The organism is Streptomyces flavofungini (genome assembly GCF_030388665.1).
Lineage (GTDB): Bacteria > Actinomycetota > Actinomycetes > Streptomycetales > Streptomycetaceae > Streptomyces > Streptomyces flavofungini_A.
This window is the reverse complement of sequence record NZ_CP128846.1, coordinates 8,173,431-8,190,085: the sequence shown is the minus strand read 5'-3', so window position 1 is coordinate 8,190,085 and position 16,655 is coordinate 8,173,431. Positions and strand designations below refer to the sequence as shown.

Here is a 16,655-nt window from a genome sequence, read left to right as displayed (position 1 = left end):
GCACTGTGTCAGAAGCCACGGACAAGGCCGCGAGACGGTCGGAGTTCCCCTGGTCAGCGCTGCCAGAGGAGCGCGGCGGCGTGGCACGCCGGGCAGGTGAGGACGTATCCGATGCCGGTGACGTGGGCGTCGGCGGCGCCGTCGTGGATTCATGAGCGTCCACGTGCCCCGACCCCAGGCGCTTCGGCTCCCGGCCCCGCGGCGGCACCCCGCCCCCTCTTTTCCGGCCCGGGCGTCCGCCCCTTCCGTCCCCCCTTCCCCGTTCCCCCCGTCCCTGATCGGACCCCAACAGGAAGCTGACAGGTTCCTCATAACTTCACGCCAGCCTGTGCGACAGGCCCGGCGCCGCCTGACCAACGGTGCCGGGCCCTTCCGAGACAGAGCTGGAATGGAGCCCCTATGTCCCACCGTGCCCGTCGCCCCCAGCGCAGCACGTCCTTGCGTGCCGCCGTCTTCGCCACCGCCGTGGCGGGCGGGGTGATCGCCGCTCCGTCGGCCACGGCCTTCGCGAGCGACACGCCGCCGAAGCCGAAGCCGACCGTCAGCAAGCCCGCCCCCGAGGACGTGGTGAAGAAGAAGCGGGCCGCCGCCGAGGACGCGCGGCAGCAGGCACCGGAGGCCGTTCCGCCGCGCGGCGGCGTGGCCGCGGGTGACAAGCCCGTCGTGCGCGAGAAGGCACCCCAGCCGAAGCCCGTCAGCGACGAGGCGCGGAAGCGGGCCGCTCAGGCGCCGAAGGGCGGTGTCGCGGCGGGCGAGCGCCCGCAGTCCGACAGCGACGGCACGGCCACGCTGATCGGTTCGGCGGCGGGCATCGGGCTGCTGGCAGGCGCGAGCACCATGGTCCTGCGCCGCCGCTCCACGGCACGCCAGCAGGGCTGACGCCACGGGTCCCGTCCGGTGGGTCGGCTCCCGACGTCGCGAGCCGACCCACCGGGCGGGGCCCGGTCTGCCGCCCCCCCCTGCCCCACCACCCCCTGCCCCACCGCCGGCCCCGAGGTCCGGCCCCGGCTCCACCGGGGCCCACGCGGCCGATCTCACCAGGCCCACGCCCCTCCCGCTGGCCGACGGCCCACACGCCCGTCCGGCCCGACCCAGATCCCGGTGGTGCCGCCCCGGTCCCCCTTCACATGCCCCGGGGCGGCGCCACCGTTCACGGAGCCCTCATGTCCCCTGCGCAGCACCGGCCGTCCCTGTCGTACGACGGGGCGCCCCGTAGATCCGCTCGGCGCCCGTCCGGCACCCTCGTGTCCTTCGCGGCCGGCCTCGCTCTCGTGTGCGCCGCCGTGAGCGGCTGCTCGTCCGGGGGCGGCGCGCGGGCCGAGTCGTCGTCCACGTACACGGTGCGGTCGGACGAGTCCCGTGCCGATGAGGGCTCCGCGGGCGGCTCGGGCCGGTCGGCGGAGCGCGGGACGCCCGTGGAGGCCGCCGCGCCCGTGCACGTCGCGGTGCCGTCCATCGGCGTCAGCAGTTCCCTGATGCGGCTCGGGCTCAACGCGGACCGCACGGTCGAGGTGCCGCCGCCGGACAAGGGCATGACCGCGGGCTGGTACACCGGCGGGGCCGTGCCGGGGCAGCGCGGCGCGGCCGTCATCATCGGCCACAACGACACGCGCTTCGGCAAGGCCGTCTTCCACGACCTGAAGAAGGTGCGCAAGGGCGCGGACATCGCGGTCCGCGACGCCCGCGGCAAGACGACGCACTTCGAGGTGACCCGCACCGAGACCGTGGACAAGAAGGCCTTCCCCACCAACAGGGTCTACGGCGCCACCAACTCCCGCGCACTGCGCCTGATCACCTGCGACGGCGCCTTCGACGCGCAGGGGCATCCCGTGGACAACCTCATCGTGTACGCCACCGCACGCTGACCGAACCGGAAAGCGGCCGACCAGGACAGCATCTGTCCGGGTCAGCGGCCGATCGGCCGACGAACAGCCGGCGGTCGACGAACAGCCGGGCCGACGGCCGACCGGTCCACGAACAGCCGGACCGGCAGCCCACGCGATCAGTGCCCGCGAGCAACCGCCGTCCGCCCCGGCGTCCGCCCCTGAAGCTCCGCGGCCCGCTCCCTGATCGCGGGCAGCTCGGCCCGCAGCGCGGCCCCCGGGCAGTCCGTGGTGTAGCCGTCGGTGTGCCCCGCCACCGTCCGGAAGGAGGCGTGCCTGCCCGCGGGGACACGGCTGAGGCTGTTGCTGGAGACGAGGCGCGCCGTCTGCCGGGGGTCGGTCTCGGCCAGGCCGAGCTTCCACGCGGCGAGCGCGGCGATCGCCTCCACCATCGGCGCCGGGACCGGGGTGCCCGCCGTGAACGTGCCGATCGCGGCGACGCCCGCGGTCCGGTGGTTGAACCCCTGCGTATGGGCGCCGACGACGGACTGGTCGACACCGCCCCCGCGGCCCTCGTAGATCGTGCCGCAGCGGTCGACGAGGAAGTTGTAGCCGATGTCGTCGAAGAGCCGGGCGCTGGTCTGGCCCTCGGCGAGGGCCCGGATGATGCGCGGGGCGTCGGCGCAGTCGTACCCGTTGGGCGAGTCGGTGTGGTGGACGAAGAGCACGACGACGGGCCCGCTGTAGTGCGCGGGCGGTGTGGTCGGCCGGGGGTCGCCGAGCCACCGCTCGCGCGGCACGATGGCGGGCCTGGCCGCGCGGTGCGCCACGGCCCTGGCCTCGGTGTGCCGTCCGCCACCGTCGGCCGCGTCCTGCACCCCGGCCACGCACAGCACGAGGGCGGTCACGGCGAGCAGCCCCGGAAGGCACGAGAGGGCCCACCGCCCGGCACGGGGCAGCCGCCCCGCCACCGTCTTCCCCAGGGCCCGCAAGGCACGCATGGGCCCACTCTTACGGCGCCCCCGGCCCACCGCCCCGTGGGTTGCTCCAGTCGAGCGAACCGGACGCGGGCGGACACGGAGCCCCCGCTCTCCGCGAGCCGTCCCGAAGCCGCCCCGAAGCCGCCCCGAAGCCTCCTGAGAAAACGCGGAAAAAAACTTCGCGGGAGTTGTCGAGATCGAGTCGCCCGCTCCGACGTCCCCTGTGAGAGTTGCCCATGAGGGGCGACGACACGGCCAAGGAGTGGCAGTCATGAAGTATCTGGTGATGGTGCAGGGGTCCCAGGCCGACTACGAGGCCATGAGCGGCAAAGGGTCGGAGCACAGCCCGTCGTGGAGCGAGCAGGAACTCCAGGCGATGTTCGCGTTCATGGGGAACCTCAACAACGACCTGTCGGAGTCCGGCGAGCTCATCGACGGCCAGGGCCTGACGGAGCCCGCGCAGACCCGCCTCGTCAGCGTCGACGACAACGGCCGCCCGGTGATCACGGACGGGCCGTACAGCGAGACCAAGGAGGTCCTCGCGGGCTACTGGGTGCTCGAGTGCGAGAGCCTGGAGCGGGTCACGGAGATCGCCAAGCGCATCAACGAGTGTCCCGCGCCCGCGGGCTCCCCGAAGCCGACGGTGGTCATCCGAACCATCCAGGAGGGCGGCGACGGCGCGGGGTGCTGACCACGACACCAAGCCGGCGCGCGCCCGCGAGACCCGTGGACGGCGATGAACGCGACCGATGACGTCGAGGACCTGCTGCGCCTGCACGCGCCGCAGGTCCTCGGCGCGCTGGTGCGGCGGTACGGCCACTTCGACGAGGCTGAGGACGCCGTGCAGGAGGCCCTGCTCGCCGCCGCCCGCGAGTGGCCGGGGCAGGGTGTGCCCGACAATCCGCGCGGCTGGCTGATCAGGGTGGCGTCGCGCCGCCTGACGGACCAGTTGCGCAGCGACGCGGCCCGGCGGCGGCGCGAGGAGAACGCCGCCCGGATGACGCCGCGCGACGCGTTCACCGCGCCCGCGCCCGGCGAGAGCCGTGCCCCGTCGGACGAGGACACGCTCACCCTGCTGTTCCTGTGCTGCGACCCGTCGCTGAGTCCGGCCGCGCAGATCGCCCTGACGCTGCGGGCCGTCGGCGGTCTCACGACGGCCGAGATCGCCCGCGCGCACCTGGTGCCGGAGGCGACGATGGCCCAGCGCATCAGCCGCGCCAAGCAGAGGATTCGGGGGGCGCCGTTCACCCAGCCGGGCCCCGCGGACCGCGACCCGCGCCTGGCCGCCGTCCTTCAAGTCCTTTACCTCATCTTCAACGAGGGCTACACGGCGACGTCGGGCGCCGCGCTGCACCGCGCCGACCTGGCCCGCGAGGCGATCCGGCTGACCCGCGCGGTGCGCAGGCTGCTGCCTCAGGAGGGAGCGGTGACGGGCCTGTTGGCGCTGATGCTGCTCACCGACGCGCGCAGCGCCGCCCGTACCGGGCCGCACGGCGAGCTGATCCCACTGGACGAGCAGGACCGTACGCGCTGGGACAGCGAGGCGATCGCCGAAGGCACCGCGCTGGTGGAGCAGGCCCTGGGGCAGGGCCCTGCGGGCGTCTACCAGTTGCAGGCCGCCATCGCCGCGCTGCACGACGAGGCGGAGCGCGCCGAGGACACCGACTGGCCGCAGATCCTCGCCCTGTACGACATCCTGGTGCGCCGCACGCCGGAGCCGATGGCCGAGCTGGGGCGCGCCGTCGCGGTCGCCATGGTGCACGGCCCGCGCGCCGGTCTCGGTGAACTGGCGTCGCTGGAGGAGCGGTTGGCGGGCCACCACAGGATCGAAGCGGTACGCGGCCACCTGCTGGAACGCGCGGGCGACCCCGAAGCCGCCCGCGCCGCCTACCGGTTGGCGGCCCAGCGCACCCTCAGCCGCCCGGAGATCCGCTACCTCCAGATGCGGGCGGCACGCCTCTCCCCTCCCACCCCGTAAAGGCCACCCAGACGCACCTGCGGCCTGTCCCACACACCAGCCCACCCCCACGGCCCCGCAAGGGGCGCGAGGAACTGCGCGCCCAGCCACCAAGAGACCGACAGACGCACCTGCCGAGCACCAAGCAGACGCTCCTGCGACTTTCCCCCACGCTGAGCGCACCCCCGCGGCGGAGCCGCACACCCCCCGCCCCTCACGGGGCCAAGCTCACCGCTCAAGGCGCCCCGTCCGAAACCGTGTCGGCGAAAGCGCGCGCCAGCGGACTGAGGGCGTCCCAGCGGCGCGCCGCCCAGCCGACGGACAGCGGCGGCAGGGCGGGCACCGGAAGCAGGCGCAGACCGGGCGGACTCTGGGTGCGCCAGCCGGGCAGGGCGGGCACGAGTGCCTGGCCGACGCCGAGTTCGGTGAGCAGCAGCGCGGTGTCCCAGTCGGCGACGCTGGTGTGCCCCCCGGGCCCCAGGTCGAGGCCGGCCAGGGCGGCGTCGAGGCGGGCGCGGGACGTGGCGGCCCGCGGGGGCCTGATGAGCCGGGCGGCGGCGAGATCGGCGAGGTCGGCGTGCGGCTGGGCCGCGAGCGGGTCACCGGACTGCACCGCGAGCACCCAGGGCAGCTCGGCGACGGGCCGCTGCTCGATGCCGCGCACGGGTGCGCCGATGGTGACCCAGGCCAGATCCAGGTCGTCGGCGGCCAGCGCGTCGAAGCAGGCCCGGCTCGAACTCGCCGTCTGGAACTCCAGCGTGACCTGCGGGAAGCGCTGTCGGAACGCGACGACGGCCTTGGCCATGAAGTGCCGTACGGTCGTCGCGCCGGTGGTGACGCGCACCGCGCCGCTCTCGCCGCGCGCCAGATCGCGCAGGCGGCGCAGGGCGACGTCGATCCCGCCGAGGCCGTCGGCCGCGGCGGCGTGCAGGATGCGCCCGGCCGACGTCGGCACGACACCGCGCGCGTGCCGCTCGAGGAGGGTGACGGCCAGCTCTTTCTCCAGACGTTTGACGTGCTGGCTCACCGCCGACTGCGTACAGGAGAGGTCGCGTGCGACGGCGCTGAGGCTGCCGGCGCGGCAGACGGCGAGGAACACACGGAGGTCGTCGAGCGTCACGACCTCCAAGCTATCGCTTGGGGCTCCGTCGACCGACGCCCGGGGCCCCCTCCCCCGCGGCTCCGGCCACCCAGGATCCGGTCATGTAACGCGGATCACACATATCCGACCCGCCCCAAGGGAACGCACACCCCTATTTCACCGTTGAACTAGATGAGAGCCCCGACCGCGATTCCCCCGTCCGGCCGGGGCTCTCACCGCGTCCGCGGCCCGCCCGCCGACAGCGATCACCCCGGAGCCGACTCCGCCACCGTTTCACGCTCCCGCCACCCCTTCGAGGGCGAATATGCCAACCGCACCGCGAACGAGGGGTCCGGACGGCATCATGCGTCCATGGACGGCCCCAAGACTGTGCAGGTCCTGTTCCCACCCGACGAGTACGCCGCCGTGCTCCGGCACGCCGACCGCCTCGGGATCACGCCCGCGGAGTTCATACGCCGAGCGACAGCCGTCCACACCGGCCAGGAGCCCGACAGCTGCGGCTCCGGCGGCGCCCGGCGCTCCGTGGTCGTGCCCCCCGTGCGCCGCGGCCTCGACTCCCGCGGCGCCCCCGCGCTCCAGCGGTTCCTCGACACCCTCGCGACCGCCGACCCCACCCGGGTCCCGCCCCAGCAGCCGACGGTCCGCAGCTGCTCGGGCCCCTGAGGCCCCCTCCCCCGGCACCCGGCCACCCTCCGCCATCACGCCGTCGGCCCCCGGCGCACCTCGACCTCAGTCCAGCGACACCTCGGGCCGGTACAGGTCGAACCACAGCGCGAGATCGAGCGCCCGCTCCAGGCCCCGCCGTGAGGCCGGCCGCACCTGCGGGGTGTCGCGGTGCGCGAGGCTCCGCAGAGCCTCGCGGTCCACAAGGCCGAAGACGGGATGCCCGGGCCGCGCGAGCAGATCCTTGGCGTGCTCCTGGAGGGCGAAGGCGTACTTGGGGTCCTGCGTCGACGGATAGGGGCTCTTGACCCGGTCGCAGACGGACTTCGGCAGGCTGTCCCTGGCAGCCTCCCGCAGCAGGGACTTCTCCCGGCCGTCGAAGGACTTCAGCGCCCAGGGCGCGTTGTACACGTACTCCACGAGCCGGTGATCGCAGAACGGCACCCGCACCTCCAGGCCCACGGCCATGCTCGCGCGGTCCTTGCGGTCGAGCAGCGTGCGCACGAACCGGGTCAGATAGAGGTGGCTGACGGTGCGCATGCGGAACTCGAAGTCGCTCTCCCCGTCGAGGCGCCGGACGGCACCGGCGGCCGTGGCGTAGCTGTCGCCGACGTACGTCCGCAGGTCGAGCGCGTCCATGACGTCCCGGCGCAGCACGCCCGTCTCGTCGCCGAGGGTCTCCGCGTGCCGCACCAGCCAGGGGAAGGTGCCGCCCCGCCGGGCCCTCTCGTCGAAGAACTGGAGGTAGCCGCCGAACACCTCGTCCGCCGACTCGCCGGACAGCGCGACCGTCGAATGCTCACGGATCGCCTGGAAGAGCAGGTAGAGCGAGGCGTCCATGTCCCCGAAGCCGACCGGCATGTCACGGGCGGTCAGCATCCTCGCGCGCACCTCGGGATCGGCGAGCGCCTGCGCGTCCAGGACGATGTCACGGTGATCGGTGCCCGCGAGGCGCGCCACGTCGTGGGCGTAGGGGGCATCCGGTGTGCCGCGCAGCTCGTCCGCCACGAAGTTCTCGCTCAGGCCTGCGAAGTCGACGGAGAAGCTCCGCAGGGTCTCCCCCGAGCCCGCGAGCTGCCCCGCGGCGAGGGCCGACATCGCGGAGGAGTCGAGTCCGCCGGAGAGCAGCACGCAGCGGGGCACGTCGGCGACGAGCTGCCGGGACACGATGTCGTCGAGCAGCGAGCGCACCGCGGCGATGGTCTCGTCGCGGCCGTGCGGGTGCGGTCGGGTCTCCAGGCGCCAGTAGACGCGGCTGCGCGTCCCCTCGCGGTCGACGGTCACGACGGTGCCGGGCTCGACCTCGCGCATGCCGTCCCACACGGCGTGCCCCGGCGTCTTCACGAAGGCGAAGACCTCGCGCAGCCCGTCGAGGCCGACGCGTGCACGCGCCAGCGGGTTGGCGAGGATCGCCTTGGGCTCGGAGCCGAACAGGACGCCGTCGGGCGTCGGGTGGAAGTAGAACGGCTTGACGCCCATGCGGTCGCGGACCATGACCAGGCGCTGCCTGCGCCCGTCCCACACGGCGAACGCGTACATCCCGTTCAGCCGCTCGGCGACCCCCTCGCCCCACTGGAGGTAGCCGCGCAGGACCACCTCGGTGTCGGAGTCGGTGCGGAACTCGTGCCCGTGTCCGGCCAGTTCGGCACGCAGTTCGGTGAAGTTGTACGTCTCGCCGGAGTAGACGAGGGCGACGGTCCCTTCAGGCGTCGTCGCGGTCATGGGCTGCCGTCCGCCCGGCAGGTCGATGACGGCCAGGCGCCGGTGCCCCAGCGCCGCGGGCCCCTCGGCCCAGGTGCCGCGGTCGTCCGGCCCCCGGCACGCCATCGTCTCCGTCATGGCGTCCAGGGTCCGCGCGTGTTCCCGCAGCTCACGGTCGAAAGAGATCCAGCCGGTGATGCCACACATGGGGTTTCCTCCTGCCGTCCGGCCGCCCACCCGGTCGTACGCCCTGAACGGCCAAACTAGATGTAGTGGGCAGCTATCTCTCCAGGCTCCGCCCCGAACCATCCGCGGTCAACGCGTCCGCGACCCCGCGAAGCAGTACCGCCCCGGGGATTTCGGCCGCGCGCGACCTCAGGTCAAGAGACCGTCAGGCGACCCCGCCCGTCCCCACCGGGACGAACCGCGCCGATGCCCGCCACGAGGCCGTACGGAACGACACCTTCCGGCCATGGGTAAAGACTTGCTCAACACATGTGCAAACACTGGAACGTGGCCCCCGGGGCCGACCCGACGCCAGCCCACCACCGGCCCGACACCAGCCCACCACCGGCCCGACGCTGTCCGCCGTCAGCCCGCCCGGGCCTCCGTCACTCCGCCCGCGCCGCCGTCACTCCGCCCGGGCCTCCGGGGTCGCTGAGGTCGCCGCCCTCAGCAGCGCCTGCGCGTCCTTGCGGGCGTGCTCGATCGCGTCGGGGAAGATCCCCATGCCGTACGCGACGAGCCCGCCCTCGTGCAGCAGCATCAGGGACCTGCCGAGGGACGTCGCCCGACGCGGTGCGAGGGGTCGGGCCAGGTCGGTGAAGAGCGCCAGCGTCCACGCCTTCTGGCCGGTGATCACCGCGTACGCGGGGTGCGCGGGGTCGGTGATCTCGGCGTGCGCGTTGATCATGCTGCACCCCCGGGGCAGGCTGCGCTCGGCCCAGTCGCGGGAGGCGTCGAAGACGGCCAGGATCCGGGAGCGCGGCGAGCGGGAGCGCTCCAGGAATCCGGCGAGGAAGGCCCGCCAGCGCTCGTCGCGGTCCGCCAGGTACTCGACGACGATCTGCTCCTTGGAGCCGAACCGGTCGTACAGCGTCTTCTTCGTCACGCCGGCCTCGGCGGCGATCAGATCGACGCCGACGGCGTGGATGCCACGGTCGTAGAACAGCCGCCCGGCCGCCGCCAGGGCCTTGCGCGCGCCTGGACCGGCGCACACGCACCCCCGTCGCACCCTCGGCCGCCCTCACCGTGCACTGCGTGACCAGCGCCGTCGTCTTCACGGTGCTCGCGCTCGCCCTGGGCGCGGCGGCGCCCGTCGCCGAGACGTCGTTCTGGGCGGCGATCGGCTGGCTGGTGGTCCTGTCGACGTTCGGCGGGTACGGCCTGTACTGGCTGATCCTGCGCCGGGGCGGCGTCACCCGCGTCAACACGCTGATGTTCCTGATGGCACCGGTGACGGCCGTCTGGGGCGCGGCGATGTTCGGGGAGCCGTTCGGAGCGCAGACGGCCGTGGGTCTCGCCGTCGGGTTCGCCGCGGTCGTGGTGGTGCACCGGGGCGGGGCCGAGGCGCAGGGACGGGGGCCGGGGTCACTCGGGGGTCAAGCAGGCCTGCACGGCGGGGGCGTAGCGGTCGGCGATGTCGGCTATCGCCGTCGCCCGCAGGTGCGGGCCGCGCGCGATGCCGTACATCACGCCGAGCCCCAGCAGCATCCCGACGGCCAGCTCGGCGCGCAGCCCCGCGTCGGGGCCCGCGAGCCGGTCGCCGAGCCTGCGCACCACCTGGGTGCGGAAGTTGGCGCGCAGGTCGTAGCCGTGCTCGCGGTGCAGCGGCGCGTACACGATGCGCAGGATGGGGTCGGCGCCCCGCTCAGCCTGGCTGGTCAGCAGGTGTTCGACCATGTGACGGCCGAGGCGCTCCAAGGGCGCGGCGAGGACCTCCTCCGCGTCGGCCTCGAAGGACATGATCCCGGCGAACAGCGCGTCCTTGCTGCCGAAGTACTTCAGGACCAACGGCGGGCTCACCCCGGCACGTTCGGCCACGGCCTTGAGCGTGATGTCGGTGTGCGCGTGCCGGGCGAGCAGATGGCGGGCGGCGCGCACGATCGCGGCCTTCGTCGCCTCGGCGTCGCGGCGCGCGGGGATCGGCGCGCACGGCGCCGGGTGTGAGGTCGAGCTGGTCATGGCGTCACTTTCCGTCGCGGGCTGCCTTTTTAGGCAGCCGGTCCGAGCGTATGGGGCAGCGCGGCGCGAGGACCGCGAAGCGGCGGACGGGACACGGAGACGCCGGTCACGGTCCGGCGCCCGCGCCAAAACGCTCGCCATACCCCCGGGGCACACCGACCGGCGCGCACCCGCCGGAATGCCGGAAGTCGGGAACTCCCGGACAGTCGGGACACGTTGCCTGCCCCTTCGGACAGGCGGCAATCAGCCACAAGTGAATGCGAATTCACCCGCCACCCACCCCTGGCCATGAATTGCCATTCAGAGGTGGCGAGTTGACGGTACGTCGAGAAAGGGAGCATGGCCGGGTGAACGGTATGAGCCACTCCACATCTTCTTCACCGGATACGCGCGAACGCGTCCGCGAGAACCGCGCGCACACGCGAGAGGGACGAGAGGGAGTGGTACGCGCATACGAGAGGGAAGCACACGAAGAAAAGGTCCAGACCTTCGGCGCCGCGGCGGTTCCTCTCCTTCCACCGGACGCGCCAGAAGGCCACGCCGGTATCAGCCGCACCCCGCTCCGCGTCCCGGCCGCACCCGTACTGCCGCCACAGTCGGCTCCGCCATACTGCGCGCATGGAGAGACTTCGAGTGGGCTTGATCGGCACGGGTCCCTGGGCGACGCAGACACACGCGCCGGTACTCGCCGGGCACCCCGACACCGTGCTGTCGGGAATATGGGGACGCCGCCCGAAAGCGGCGGCCGAGCTGGCGTCCGCGCACGCCACCACCGCGTACGAGGACGTGGACGAACTGTTCGCCGTGAGCGACGCGGTCGCCTTCGCGGTACCGCCGGACGTCCAGGCACCGCTGGCCGAGCGGGCCGCGGCGGCGGGCTGCCACCTGCTGCTCGACAAGCCGGTGGCCACCTCGCCCGCCGCGGCGCGGGGCCTCGCCGACGCCGTGGAGCGGGCCGGGGTGGCGTCCGTGGTCTTCTTCACGCTCCGCTTCGCCCCGCCCATGGCGCAGTGGCTGGCGGGCCGGGCCGCGGAGGGGCCGTGGTTCACGGCGCGCGCCGACTGGTACAGCTCGTTCTTCGCGGCGGACGGCACCGGCGCCTTCGACTCGCCGTGGCGGGCCAGCAAGGGCGGCCTGTGGGACGTCGGACCGCACGCGCTTGCTGTGCTCACGGCGGTGCTCGGCGAGGTCACGTCGGTGACGGCGGCGCCGGGCCCCGAGGACACCGTCCATCTGATCCTGCGGCACGCGAGCGGCGCGTCGAGCACGGCGACGCTCACACTGCGGGCGCCGCGGGCGGCCGAGGGCCTGGCTCTGGAGTTCCGCGGCGAGCACGGGACGGCCGTGCCGCCGGGGTGGGGCGAGAGCGGCTGGGGCGATTCGACCGATGCGTTTCGGTCAGCGGTGGACGCTCTGGCGCGCGCCGCGAGCGGCGGGGAGCGGCACCCGTGCGACGTACGTTTCGGACTGCGGGTGACGGAAATCCTCGCTGACGCGGAACGGCAAGCGGACGCACGAAGGGAGACGCGCCTTCCGACTCAGGAGCCGACCCGGGCCTCCTGAAGCATGCCCGGACACTCGGGCCGCCCGGAACAACACGGGCGGCCGGTACCGTGGCCGCTACGTAATGGCGAGTGACGGCACCGGCCGCAGCCAGTGAACCCAGGAACCGAACCGGGCGGTAACTGCCACGCGGGTACACACTGCTCAGTTTCCGACCACTCGGATCGGAATACGAACAACCGGTCCCACGCACTACCCGACTGCGACCCCGTAGGCCTAGGAGGTGTCCAACGTCGAGGAATTTCAGCCAATTTCACGCCGCTCGAACAGGACGCCCCTGAGTTGTGCCCACGAACCCACCGACGATCAAACCTGCAGGTCGGTGGTCTCGCGTACTCCATGATGCCGCATCGACTGATCGTTTTCTTCAGGCAATGTTTATGCCCAAAGACGATGCGAATATTTAGACTGCTGATGCTCAACTCGGCGTGCACGAAGAGGGATTCCCATCATGAACAAGTCAGCGCTGCGCGCTCTGCTCCGCGAACGGCGCGCCCTCATTGCCCCGGAATCACACGGGTTCGTCCGTTCGACGGGCCAGGGCCGCCGGGCCCCCGGGCTGTCCCAGCATCAGGTGGACCAGCTCCTCCACCGCACTCTCGGCACCTATCACCGCTTGGAGTCGGGCAATTACCCGAACCCGCCGACGTCCCTGCTGCGCGACGTGGCCCGCCTGTTCGGGCTGAACGAGCAGGAATGGGTGTCTCTGTGCCGATTCGCCCTGCTGCAGGACCCTCCAGGACCTCTGCACCTGACGTCGGGCAAGGAGATTCCCGGCATCTGGCAGGAGGCGGTGGACGGCGTGCGGCACATGGCGTACGTCACGGACGCGTCCTGGGACATGCTCGCCTACAACGAGGCCTTCACCCGGATGTTCCCGGACGGCCAGGTCCCCACGAACGTCATGCGCTGGATGGCCCTCGACCCGGTGGGCCGCGCGCACCTCCTCGACTGGCGCACCGCGTGGGCCCCGATGGTGCTGCCGCAGCTGCGTGCCGCCCTCGCCTCCCGGCCCGAGGACGAAACGCTCCGCCAGATCGAGAAGGAGGTCCTGGCCGACCCTGATGCCTCCCCCCACTACGGCGCCGGCCTCCCCTTCCCCCACCCCGACGGCGACGAGCGCCCCCTCATGCACGCCGAGCTGGGCCCCGGCTGGGTCACGATGTGCGCGGCACAGCCCTTGACGGCTCCCGGCGCCCGGCTGATGATCCTGGTGTTCCAGCCAGGGACACAGCGCTCCCACCCGCGCACGCCGATGCTCCGCTCCCATTGATCCTCCTGTCGGCCTGATCCCCCAGCCGGCCCAGAGGGAGTAGCACAGCAGGACGCATGTTCGATGTGGTGCAGTACTTTGGCCCCAGATCCCCACATCGGATCGCGCCTCGTGGGAGCCCCTCCATGCCAGCTCATGTGCTCAGACCGCACACCGTCCTGGGTGATCACCGGATCACCACCGCGGAAATAGCGGAGGACATCCGACGTCACCATCCGGACCACCCACGGCTGGGCGCCTTCCTCCGCGCGATCGGCAACTGCGGGGTCCGGACCCGTTACTTCACCCGGCCGCTGGACTCAGCCACCATCTCGGGCTCCGCCAGGATCGAGGAACGTGTCAACGCGGCCTTCGAGGACACCCTCGCCATGGCGGAGACAGCGGCCAAGGCGGCCTTGGACGCGGCCGGGCTCACGGCGCTCGACGTCGACGCCATCGTGACCACGCACACGACCAGCTGGACCGTCCCGAATCTGGACATCCACCTGATCGACCGTCTCTCCCTGCGCCCCACGGTGCGTCGCGTGGCCCTGACGACCGTGGCCTGTCCGGGTGGCGCCCAGGCGCTGATCCGCGCCGCCGACCTGGTGGCTTCGCGGCCCGGCAGCAAGGTCCTCGTGGTGGCCGGGGAAGTCCTGTCCGGCATCTACCACAACGCCGACGACACCATCGAGTCGATGATCTACAAGGCCCTGTTCGGCGACGCGGCGGCAGCGACGATCGTCACCGACGAGCCGCTCGGCCCCGGCCTCGTCATCGAGGACTGCTTCGAGTACGTCCTGCCGGACAGCGTCGACCGGCAGGCGGGCCACATCGACCACGCGGGCATCCACTTCGTGTCGACGAAGAAAGCGCTGTCCGCAGCCGACGACGTCCTGCCCCAGCTCAAGGAGTGGATCGGCGCGGACCGCCCCGATTTCGCGGTCATCCACCCGGGCAGCCCACGCATCATCGCCGACACGGCGGCGGCCCTCGGCCTCGACGAGTACGACGCGCGGCACTCCACGGACACTCTCGCCCACGAGGGCAACATGGGCGGCGTCAGCGTCCTGCGTGTCCTGGAGCGCACCCACGCCGACCCTCCCGCCGACGGCGCGCGCGGCTACGCCGTCGCCTTCGGCCCCGGCTTCGCCACGGCTTCCCTGCGCTGCCGCTGGCGGTCCTGACCCTCTTCTCCCCTACGCACCCCTCCCGGCCGCACGTCCCACGCCCCGGCCCGTGTACGGCACTCAGCTCCCCGACCGGCCCCGAGCACTTTGCCGGACCCGCGGCCTGTCGCCACCTCTCTTTGCTCCTCCTTTCCGATCTTTGCCATGCCTTTGCATTGCGCACCTTTGTCAGCAGCGGATACGCGCGAAGTAGAGGTGCCGGGCCGACCCTTGAGCGGCGCGGCTTTGCACACCGCGCGTTTGCGCAACGTCGTTCGGCGCGCTGCGGCTCGGCCGCGTGCGGCTCCGTCCGGCGGGTCCGCCCGCCGCGTACCGCCTCTCCCCCTGCGCCCCTCGTCCTTTCGGCCATCGCGATCCGTCCACCTGACCGATGCGCGCCCCGGTCCACACCGGAGAAGCTGGACGGATGTTCACGGCACGCAATCCCAGGTGGTGGCTCAGAGCGGCGGGGGCCGTCGGCGTGGTCGCGGTGACGGCGGCCCTGCTCGCGCGTGCGTCAGCCGGGCAGGGGCAGGCCCGCCCGGGACCGGGTGACGGCGGCGCGGACCCCCGGCTCGACGCGGCCGCCCTGGCGATCGCCGCCGTCGCGTCGACGGCCGTCCTTCTGCTGCTGCGCCGCCCGGCCCCCGGCGAGGACACGGACACGCACGGCCGCGAGGCCGACCGCTGATGCTGCACACGCTGTACCTGATCGGCATCGCCGCCTTCGCCGCCAGTGGTGTCCTCGCCGCGCACCGCGCGCGGATGGATCCGTTCGGGGGCCTCGTGCTGGCCTTCGTCGCGTCCCTCTCCGGCGGCACGCTGCGCGACCTCATCCTGGACCGGCACCCGCTGTACTGGACGCGCGACTGGGTCCTGCTCACGGTCATCGCCTGCACGGGCGTGGCCACGATGCTGTTCCTGCGCCGCCGGGAGCTGCCGCAGCGCACGCTCATGGTGGTGGACGCCGTCGGCCTGGCCGTGGTGACCGTCATGGGCGCGCAGGCCGCCGTCGACGCGGGCGTCACCCCGCTCGCCGTCGTCCTCCTCGCGGTCCTCACGGGGGTGGCCGGCGAGGTCCTGCGCGATGTGCTGTGCGGCCAGTTCCCGCCGCTGCTGCTGCGCGAGGAGGTGTACGCGACCGCCGCGCTCGCGGGCGCTCTGTGCTACCTCGGCCTGCATCACGCGGGCGCCTCCCCGACGGCGACCACGGTGACCTCGGCGGGACTCGTGCTCGCCCTGCGCCTCGCCGCGATCACGAAGTCCCTGCACCTGCCGCCGCTCTCCCGCGCCGGGAGTTCCCAGAGCGCCGGGAGTGCCCGGAGCCCGGACGTCGGCGCGGCGGCCCCGGCACGAAATCCCGTTGCCCCACCGGAACCGCCCTGCTGAAGTGACCGCATGGATCACACAGCGGTACTCGCGGCGTACGACCGGCAGATTCGGCAGAACCTGGACCCCGACGGCCCCGGCGTGGTGGTCGAGCGGGTGGACGGCGTCGTACGCCGGGTGGGCGGCCCCCACGACTGGAACGGGGTCGTGTGGTCGGACCTCGACGAGAGCACCGCGGACGCGGCCATCGCCGCGCAGGTGCGCCACTTCACGGAACGCGGCCTGGAGTTCGAGTGGAAGGCGTACTCCCACGACCTGCCCGCGGACCTGCCCGACCGGCTCCTCGCGGCCGGGTTCACGCCCGAGGCGCCCGAGACACTGATGGTCGCCGCCGTGGCCGAGCTGCCCCTGGACGCGGGGCCGCCCGAGGGCGTCCGGCTGGTCCCGGTGACGGACGCGGCCGGTGTGCGGCTGATGGTCGACGTGCACGAGCAGGCCTTCGGCACGGACGGCACCGCCCTCGGCAAGCAGTTGCTCGACCAGCTCACGACGGCCCCGGACACCATCGCCGCGGTCGTCGCCCTCGCCGGTGACGTCCCGGTGAGCTCGGCCCGCCTGGAGTTCCGGCCGGGTACGGACTTCGCGGGCCTGTGGGGCGGCGGCACCGTGGCCGAGTGGCGCGGCCGGGGCATCTACCGCGCCCTGATCGCCCACCGCGCCCGCATCGCCGCCGACCACGGCGTCCGCCACCTCCAGGTCGACGCGTCCGACCAGAGCCGCCCGATCCTGCGCCGCCTCGGCTTCACGGAACTGGGCACGACGACGCCGTACGTCCACAAGCCGTGAGCCGGGCCCGGGCCGGAACCCGGGACCGCCCGAAACCCGCGCCCGGGCACGAGCACACCGATGAACCCCGCCCCGACCACGTCCAC

At 72.9% G+C, this 16,655-nt stretch carries 16 protein-coding genes and 1 pseudogene; 12 read left to right on the top strand and 5 right to left on the bottom strand.

Annotation, left to right across the window (positions count from 1 at the left end; all coding sequences use genetic code 11):
* Positions 1–399: 399 nt before the first annotated feature.
* Positions 400–879, top strand: coding sequence for a hypothetical protein (locus QUY26_RS35370; RefSeq protein WP_289953961.1), 480 nt, complete (start codon positions 400–402; stop codon positions 877–879).
* 365 nt (positions 880–1,244) lie between these two features.
* The gene (locus QUY26_RS35365; RefSeq protein WP_289953960.1) at positions 1,245–1,865 is read left to right on the top strand and encodes a class F sortase; all 621 of its coding nucleotides are present in this window, start codon (positions 1,245–1,247) and stop codon (positions 1,863–1,865) included.
* 137 nt (positions 1,866–2,002) lie between these two features.
* On the opposite strand, the gene QUY26_RS35360 is transcribed toward QUY26_RS35365, so the two are convergent.
* Entirely contained in the window at positions 2,003–2,815 is an 813-nt protein-coding gene (locus tag QUY26_RS35360; protein ID WP_436840549.1) for a peptidoglycan recognition protein family protein, read from the bottom strand.
* A 259-nt stretch (positions 2,816–3,074) separates the two neighbouring features.
* On the opposite strand from QUY26_RS35360, the gene QUY26_RS35355 reads away from it, so the two are divergent.
* Both QUY26_RS35355 and QUY26_RS35350 read left to right on the top strand, forming a co-directional pair.
* On the top strand, positions 3,075–3,494 hold the full coding sequence (locus QUY26_RS35355) for a YciI family protein (protein ID WP_289953956.1): 420 nt from the start codon (positions 3,075–3,077) through the stop codon (positions 3,492–3,494).
* Between the two features lie 45 nt (positions 3,495–3,539).
* Positions 3,540–4,781, top strand: a complete 1,242-nt coding sequence (locus tag QUY26_RS35350) for an RNA polymerase sigma factor (protein WP_289953954.1) — start codon at positions 3,540–3,542, stop codon at positions 4,779–4,781.
* A 214-nt stretch (positions 4,782–4,995) separates the two neighbouring features.
* On the opposite strand, the gene QUY26_RS35345 is transcribed toward QUY26_RS35350, so the two are convergent.
* Positions 4,996–5,880 (bottom strand): LysR family transcriptional regulator, encoded by an 885-nt coding sequence (locus tag QUY26_RS35345; RefSeq protein ID WP_289953952.1) that lies wholly within the window; start codon positions 5,878–5,880, stop codon positions 4,996–4,998.
* 333 nt (positions 5,881–6,213) lie between these two features.
* Between QUY26_RS35345 and QUY26_RS35340 the strand changes: the two genes are divergently transcribed.
* Positions 6,214–6,525, top strand: coding sequence for a CopG family transcriptional regulator (locus QUY26_RS35340; RefSeq protein WP_289953950.1), 312 nt, complete (start codon positions 6,214–6,216; stop codon positions 6,523–6,525).
* Between the two features lie 66 nt (positions 6,526–6,591).
* Here the strand turns inward: QUY26_RS35340 and asnB are convergent, their stop codons facing one another.
* Together asnB and QUY26_RS35330 are read right to left on the bottom strand one after the other, a co-directional pair.
* A complete protein-coding gene (gene asnB / locus QUY26_RS35335) occupies positions 6,592–8,433 on the bottom strand; it encodes an asparagine synthase (glutamine-hydrolyzing) (RefSeq protein ID WP_289953948.1) in 1,842 nt (613 codons plus the stop codon).
* A 424-nt stretch (positions 8,434–8,857) separates the two neighbouring features.
* On the bottom strand, positions 8,858–9,445 hold the full coding sequence (locus QUY26_RS35330; RefSeq protein ID WP_289953946.1) for a TetR/AcrR family transcriptional regulator: 588 nt from the start codon (positions 9,443–9,445) through the stop codon (positions 8,858–8,860).
* Between QUY26_RS35330 and QUY26_RS35325 the strand changes: the two are divergent.
* Positions 9,430–9,831 (top strand): annotated as a pseudogene (locus tag QUY26_RS35325) (EamA family transporter); the annotation flags it as partial. The gene QUY26_RS35330 and the pseudogene QUY26_RS35325 sit on opposite strands and share 16 nt — an antisense overlap.
* On the opposite strand, the gene QUY26_RS35320 reads toward QUY26_RS35325, so the two are convergent.
* The gene (locus tag QUY26_RS35320; RefSeq protein ID WP_289953944.1) at positions 9,817–10,410 is read right to left on the bottom strand and encodes a TetR family transcriptional regulator; all 594 of its coding nucleotides are present in this window, start codon (positions 10,408–10,410) and stop codon (positions 9,817–9,819) included. The pseudogene QUY26_RS35325 and the gene QUY26_RS35320 sit on opposite strands and share 15 nt — an antisense overlap.
* 618 nt (positions 10,411–11,028) lie before the next feature.
* Between QUY26_RS35320 and QUY26_RS35315 the strand changes: the two genes are divergently transcribed.
* The 6 genes from QUY26_RS35315 (at position 11,029) to QUY26_RS35290 (ending at position 16,569) form a co-directional block, all read left to right on the top strand.
* The gene (locus tag QUY26_RS35315) at positions 11,029–11,973 is read left to right on the top strand and encodes a Gfo/Idh/MocA family protein (RefSeq protein WP_289953942.1); all 945 of its coding nucleotides are present in this window, start codon (positions 11,029–11,031) and stop codon (positions 11,971–11,973) included.
* Positions 11,974–12,424: 451 nt separating this feature from the next.
* Entirely contained in the window at positions 12,425–13,246 is an 822-nt protein-coding gene (locus QUY26_RS35310; RefSeq protein WP_289953940.1) for an MmyB family transcriptional regulator, read from the top strand.
* Positions 13,247–13,371: 125 nt separating this feature from the next.
* Positions 13,372–14,412: a PhlD gene (locus QUY26_RS35305; protein ID WP_289953938.1), complete on the top strand. Its 1,041-nt coding sequence runs from the start codon at positions 13,372–13,374 to the stop codon at positions 14,410–14,412.
* 409 nt (positions 14,413–14,821) lie between these two features.
* A complete protein-coding gene (locus QUY26_RS35300) occupies positions 14,822–15,085 on the top strand; it encodes a hypothetical protein (protein WP_289953935.1) in 264 nt (87 codons plus the stop codon).
* The gene (locus tag QUY26_RS35295) at positions 15,085–15,783 is read left to right on the top strand and encodes a trimeric intracellular cation channel family protein (RefSeq protein WP_289953933.1); all 699 of its coding nucleotides are present in this window, start codon (positions 15,085–15,087) and stop codon (positions 15,781–15,783) included. Before QUY26_RS35300 ends, QUY26_RS35295 begins: the two co-directional genes overlap by 1 nt.
* Before the next feature lie 9 nt (positions 15,784–15,792).
* A complete protein-coding gene (locus tag QUY26_RS35290) occupies positions 15,793–16,569 on the top strand; it encodes a GNAT family N-acetyltransferase (RefSeq protein WP_289953932.1) in 777 nt (258 codons plus the stop codon).
* The last annotated feature ends 86 nt before the right edge of the window (positions 16,570–16,655 follow it).

Bases quoted from the DNA above. Each gene is read 5' to 3' on its own strand.
- QUY26_RS35350 (WP_289953954.1), top strand. From the start codon at position 3,540: ATGAACGCGACCGATGACGTCGAGGACCTGCTGCGCCTGCACGCGCCG.
- QUY26_RS35320 (WP_289953944.1), bottom strand. From the start codon at position 10,410: ATGACCAGCTCGACCTCACACCCGGCGCCGTGCGCGCCGATCCCCGCG.
- QUY26_RS35370 (WP_289953961.1), top strand. From the start codon at position 400: ATGTCCCACCGTGCCCGTCGCCCCCAGCGCAGCACGTCCTTGCGTGCC.
- QUY26_RS35340 (WP_289953950.1), top strand. From the start codon at position 6,214: ATGGACGGCCCCAAGACTGTGCAGGTCCTGTTCCCACCCGACGAGTAC.
- QUY26_RS35305 (WP_289953938.1), top strand. From the start codon at position 13,372: ATGCCAGCTCATGTGCTCAGACCGCACACCGTCCTGGGTGATCACCGG.
- QUY26_RS35290 (WP_289953932.1), top strand. From the start codon at position 15,793: ATGGATCACACAGCGGTACTCGCGGCGTACGACCGGCAGATTCGGCAG.
- QUY26_RS35300 (WP_289953935.1), top strand. From the start codon at position 14,822: ATGTTCACGGCACGCAATCCCAGGTGGTGGCTCAGAGCGGCGGGGGCC.
- QUY26_RS35295 (WP_289953933.1), top strand. From the start codon at position 15,085: ATGCTGCACACGCTGTACCTGATCGGCATCGCCGCCTTCGCCGCCAGT.
- QUY26_RS35310 (WP_289953940.1), top strand. From the start codon at position 12,425: ATGAACAAGTCAGCGCTGCGCGCTCTGCTCCGCGAACGGCGCGCCCTC.
- asnB (WP_289953948.1), bottom strand. From the start codon at position 8,433: ATGTGTGGCATCACCGGCTGGATCTCTTTCGACCGTGAGCTGCGGGAA.
- QUY26_RS35315 (WP_289953942.1), top strand. From the start codon at position 11,029: ATGGAGAGACTTCGAGTGGGCTTGATCGGCACGGGTCCCTGGGCGACG.
- QUY26_RS35355 (WP_289953956.1), top strand. From the start codon at position 3,075: ATGAAGTATCTGGTGATGGTGCAGGGGTCCCAGGCCGACTACGAGGCC.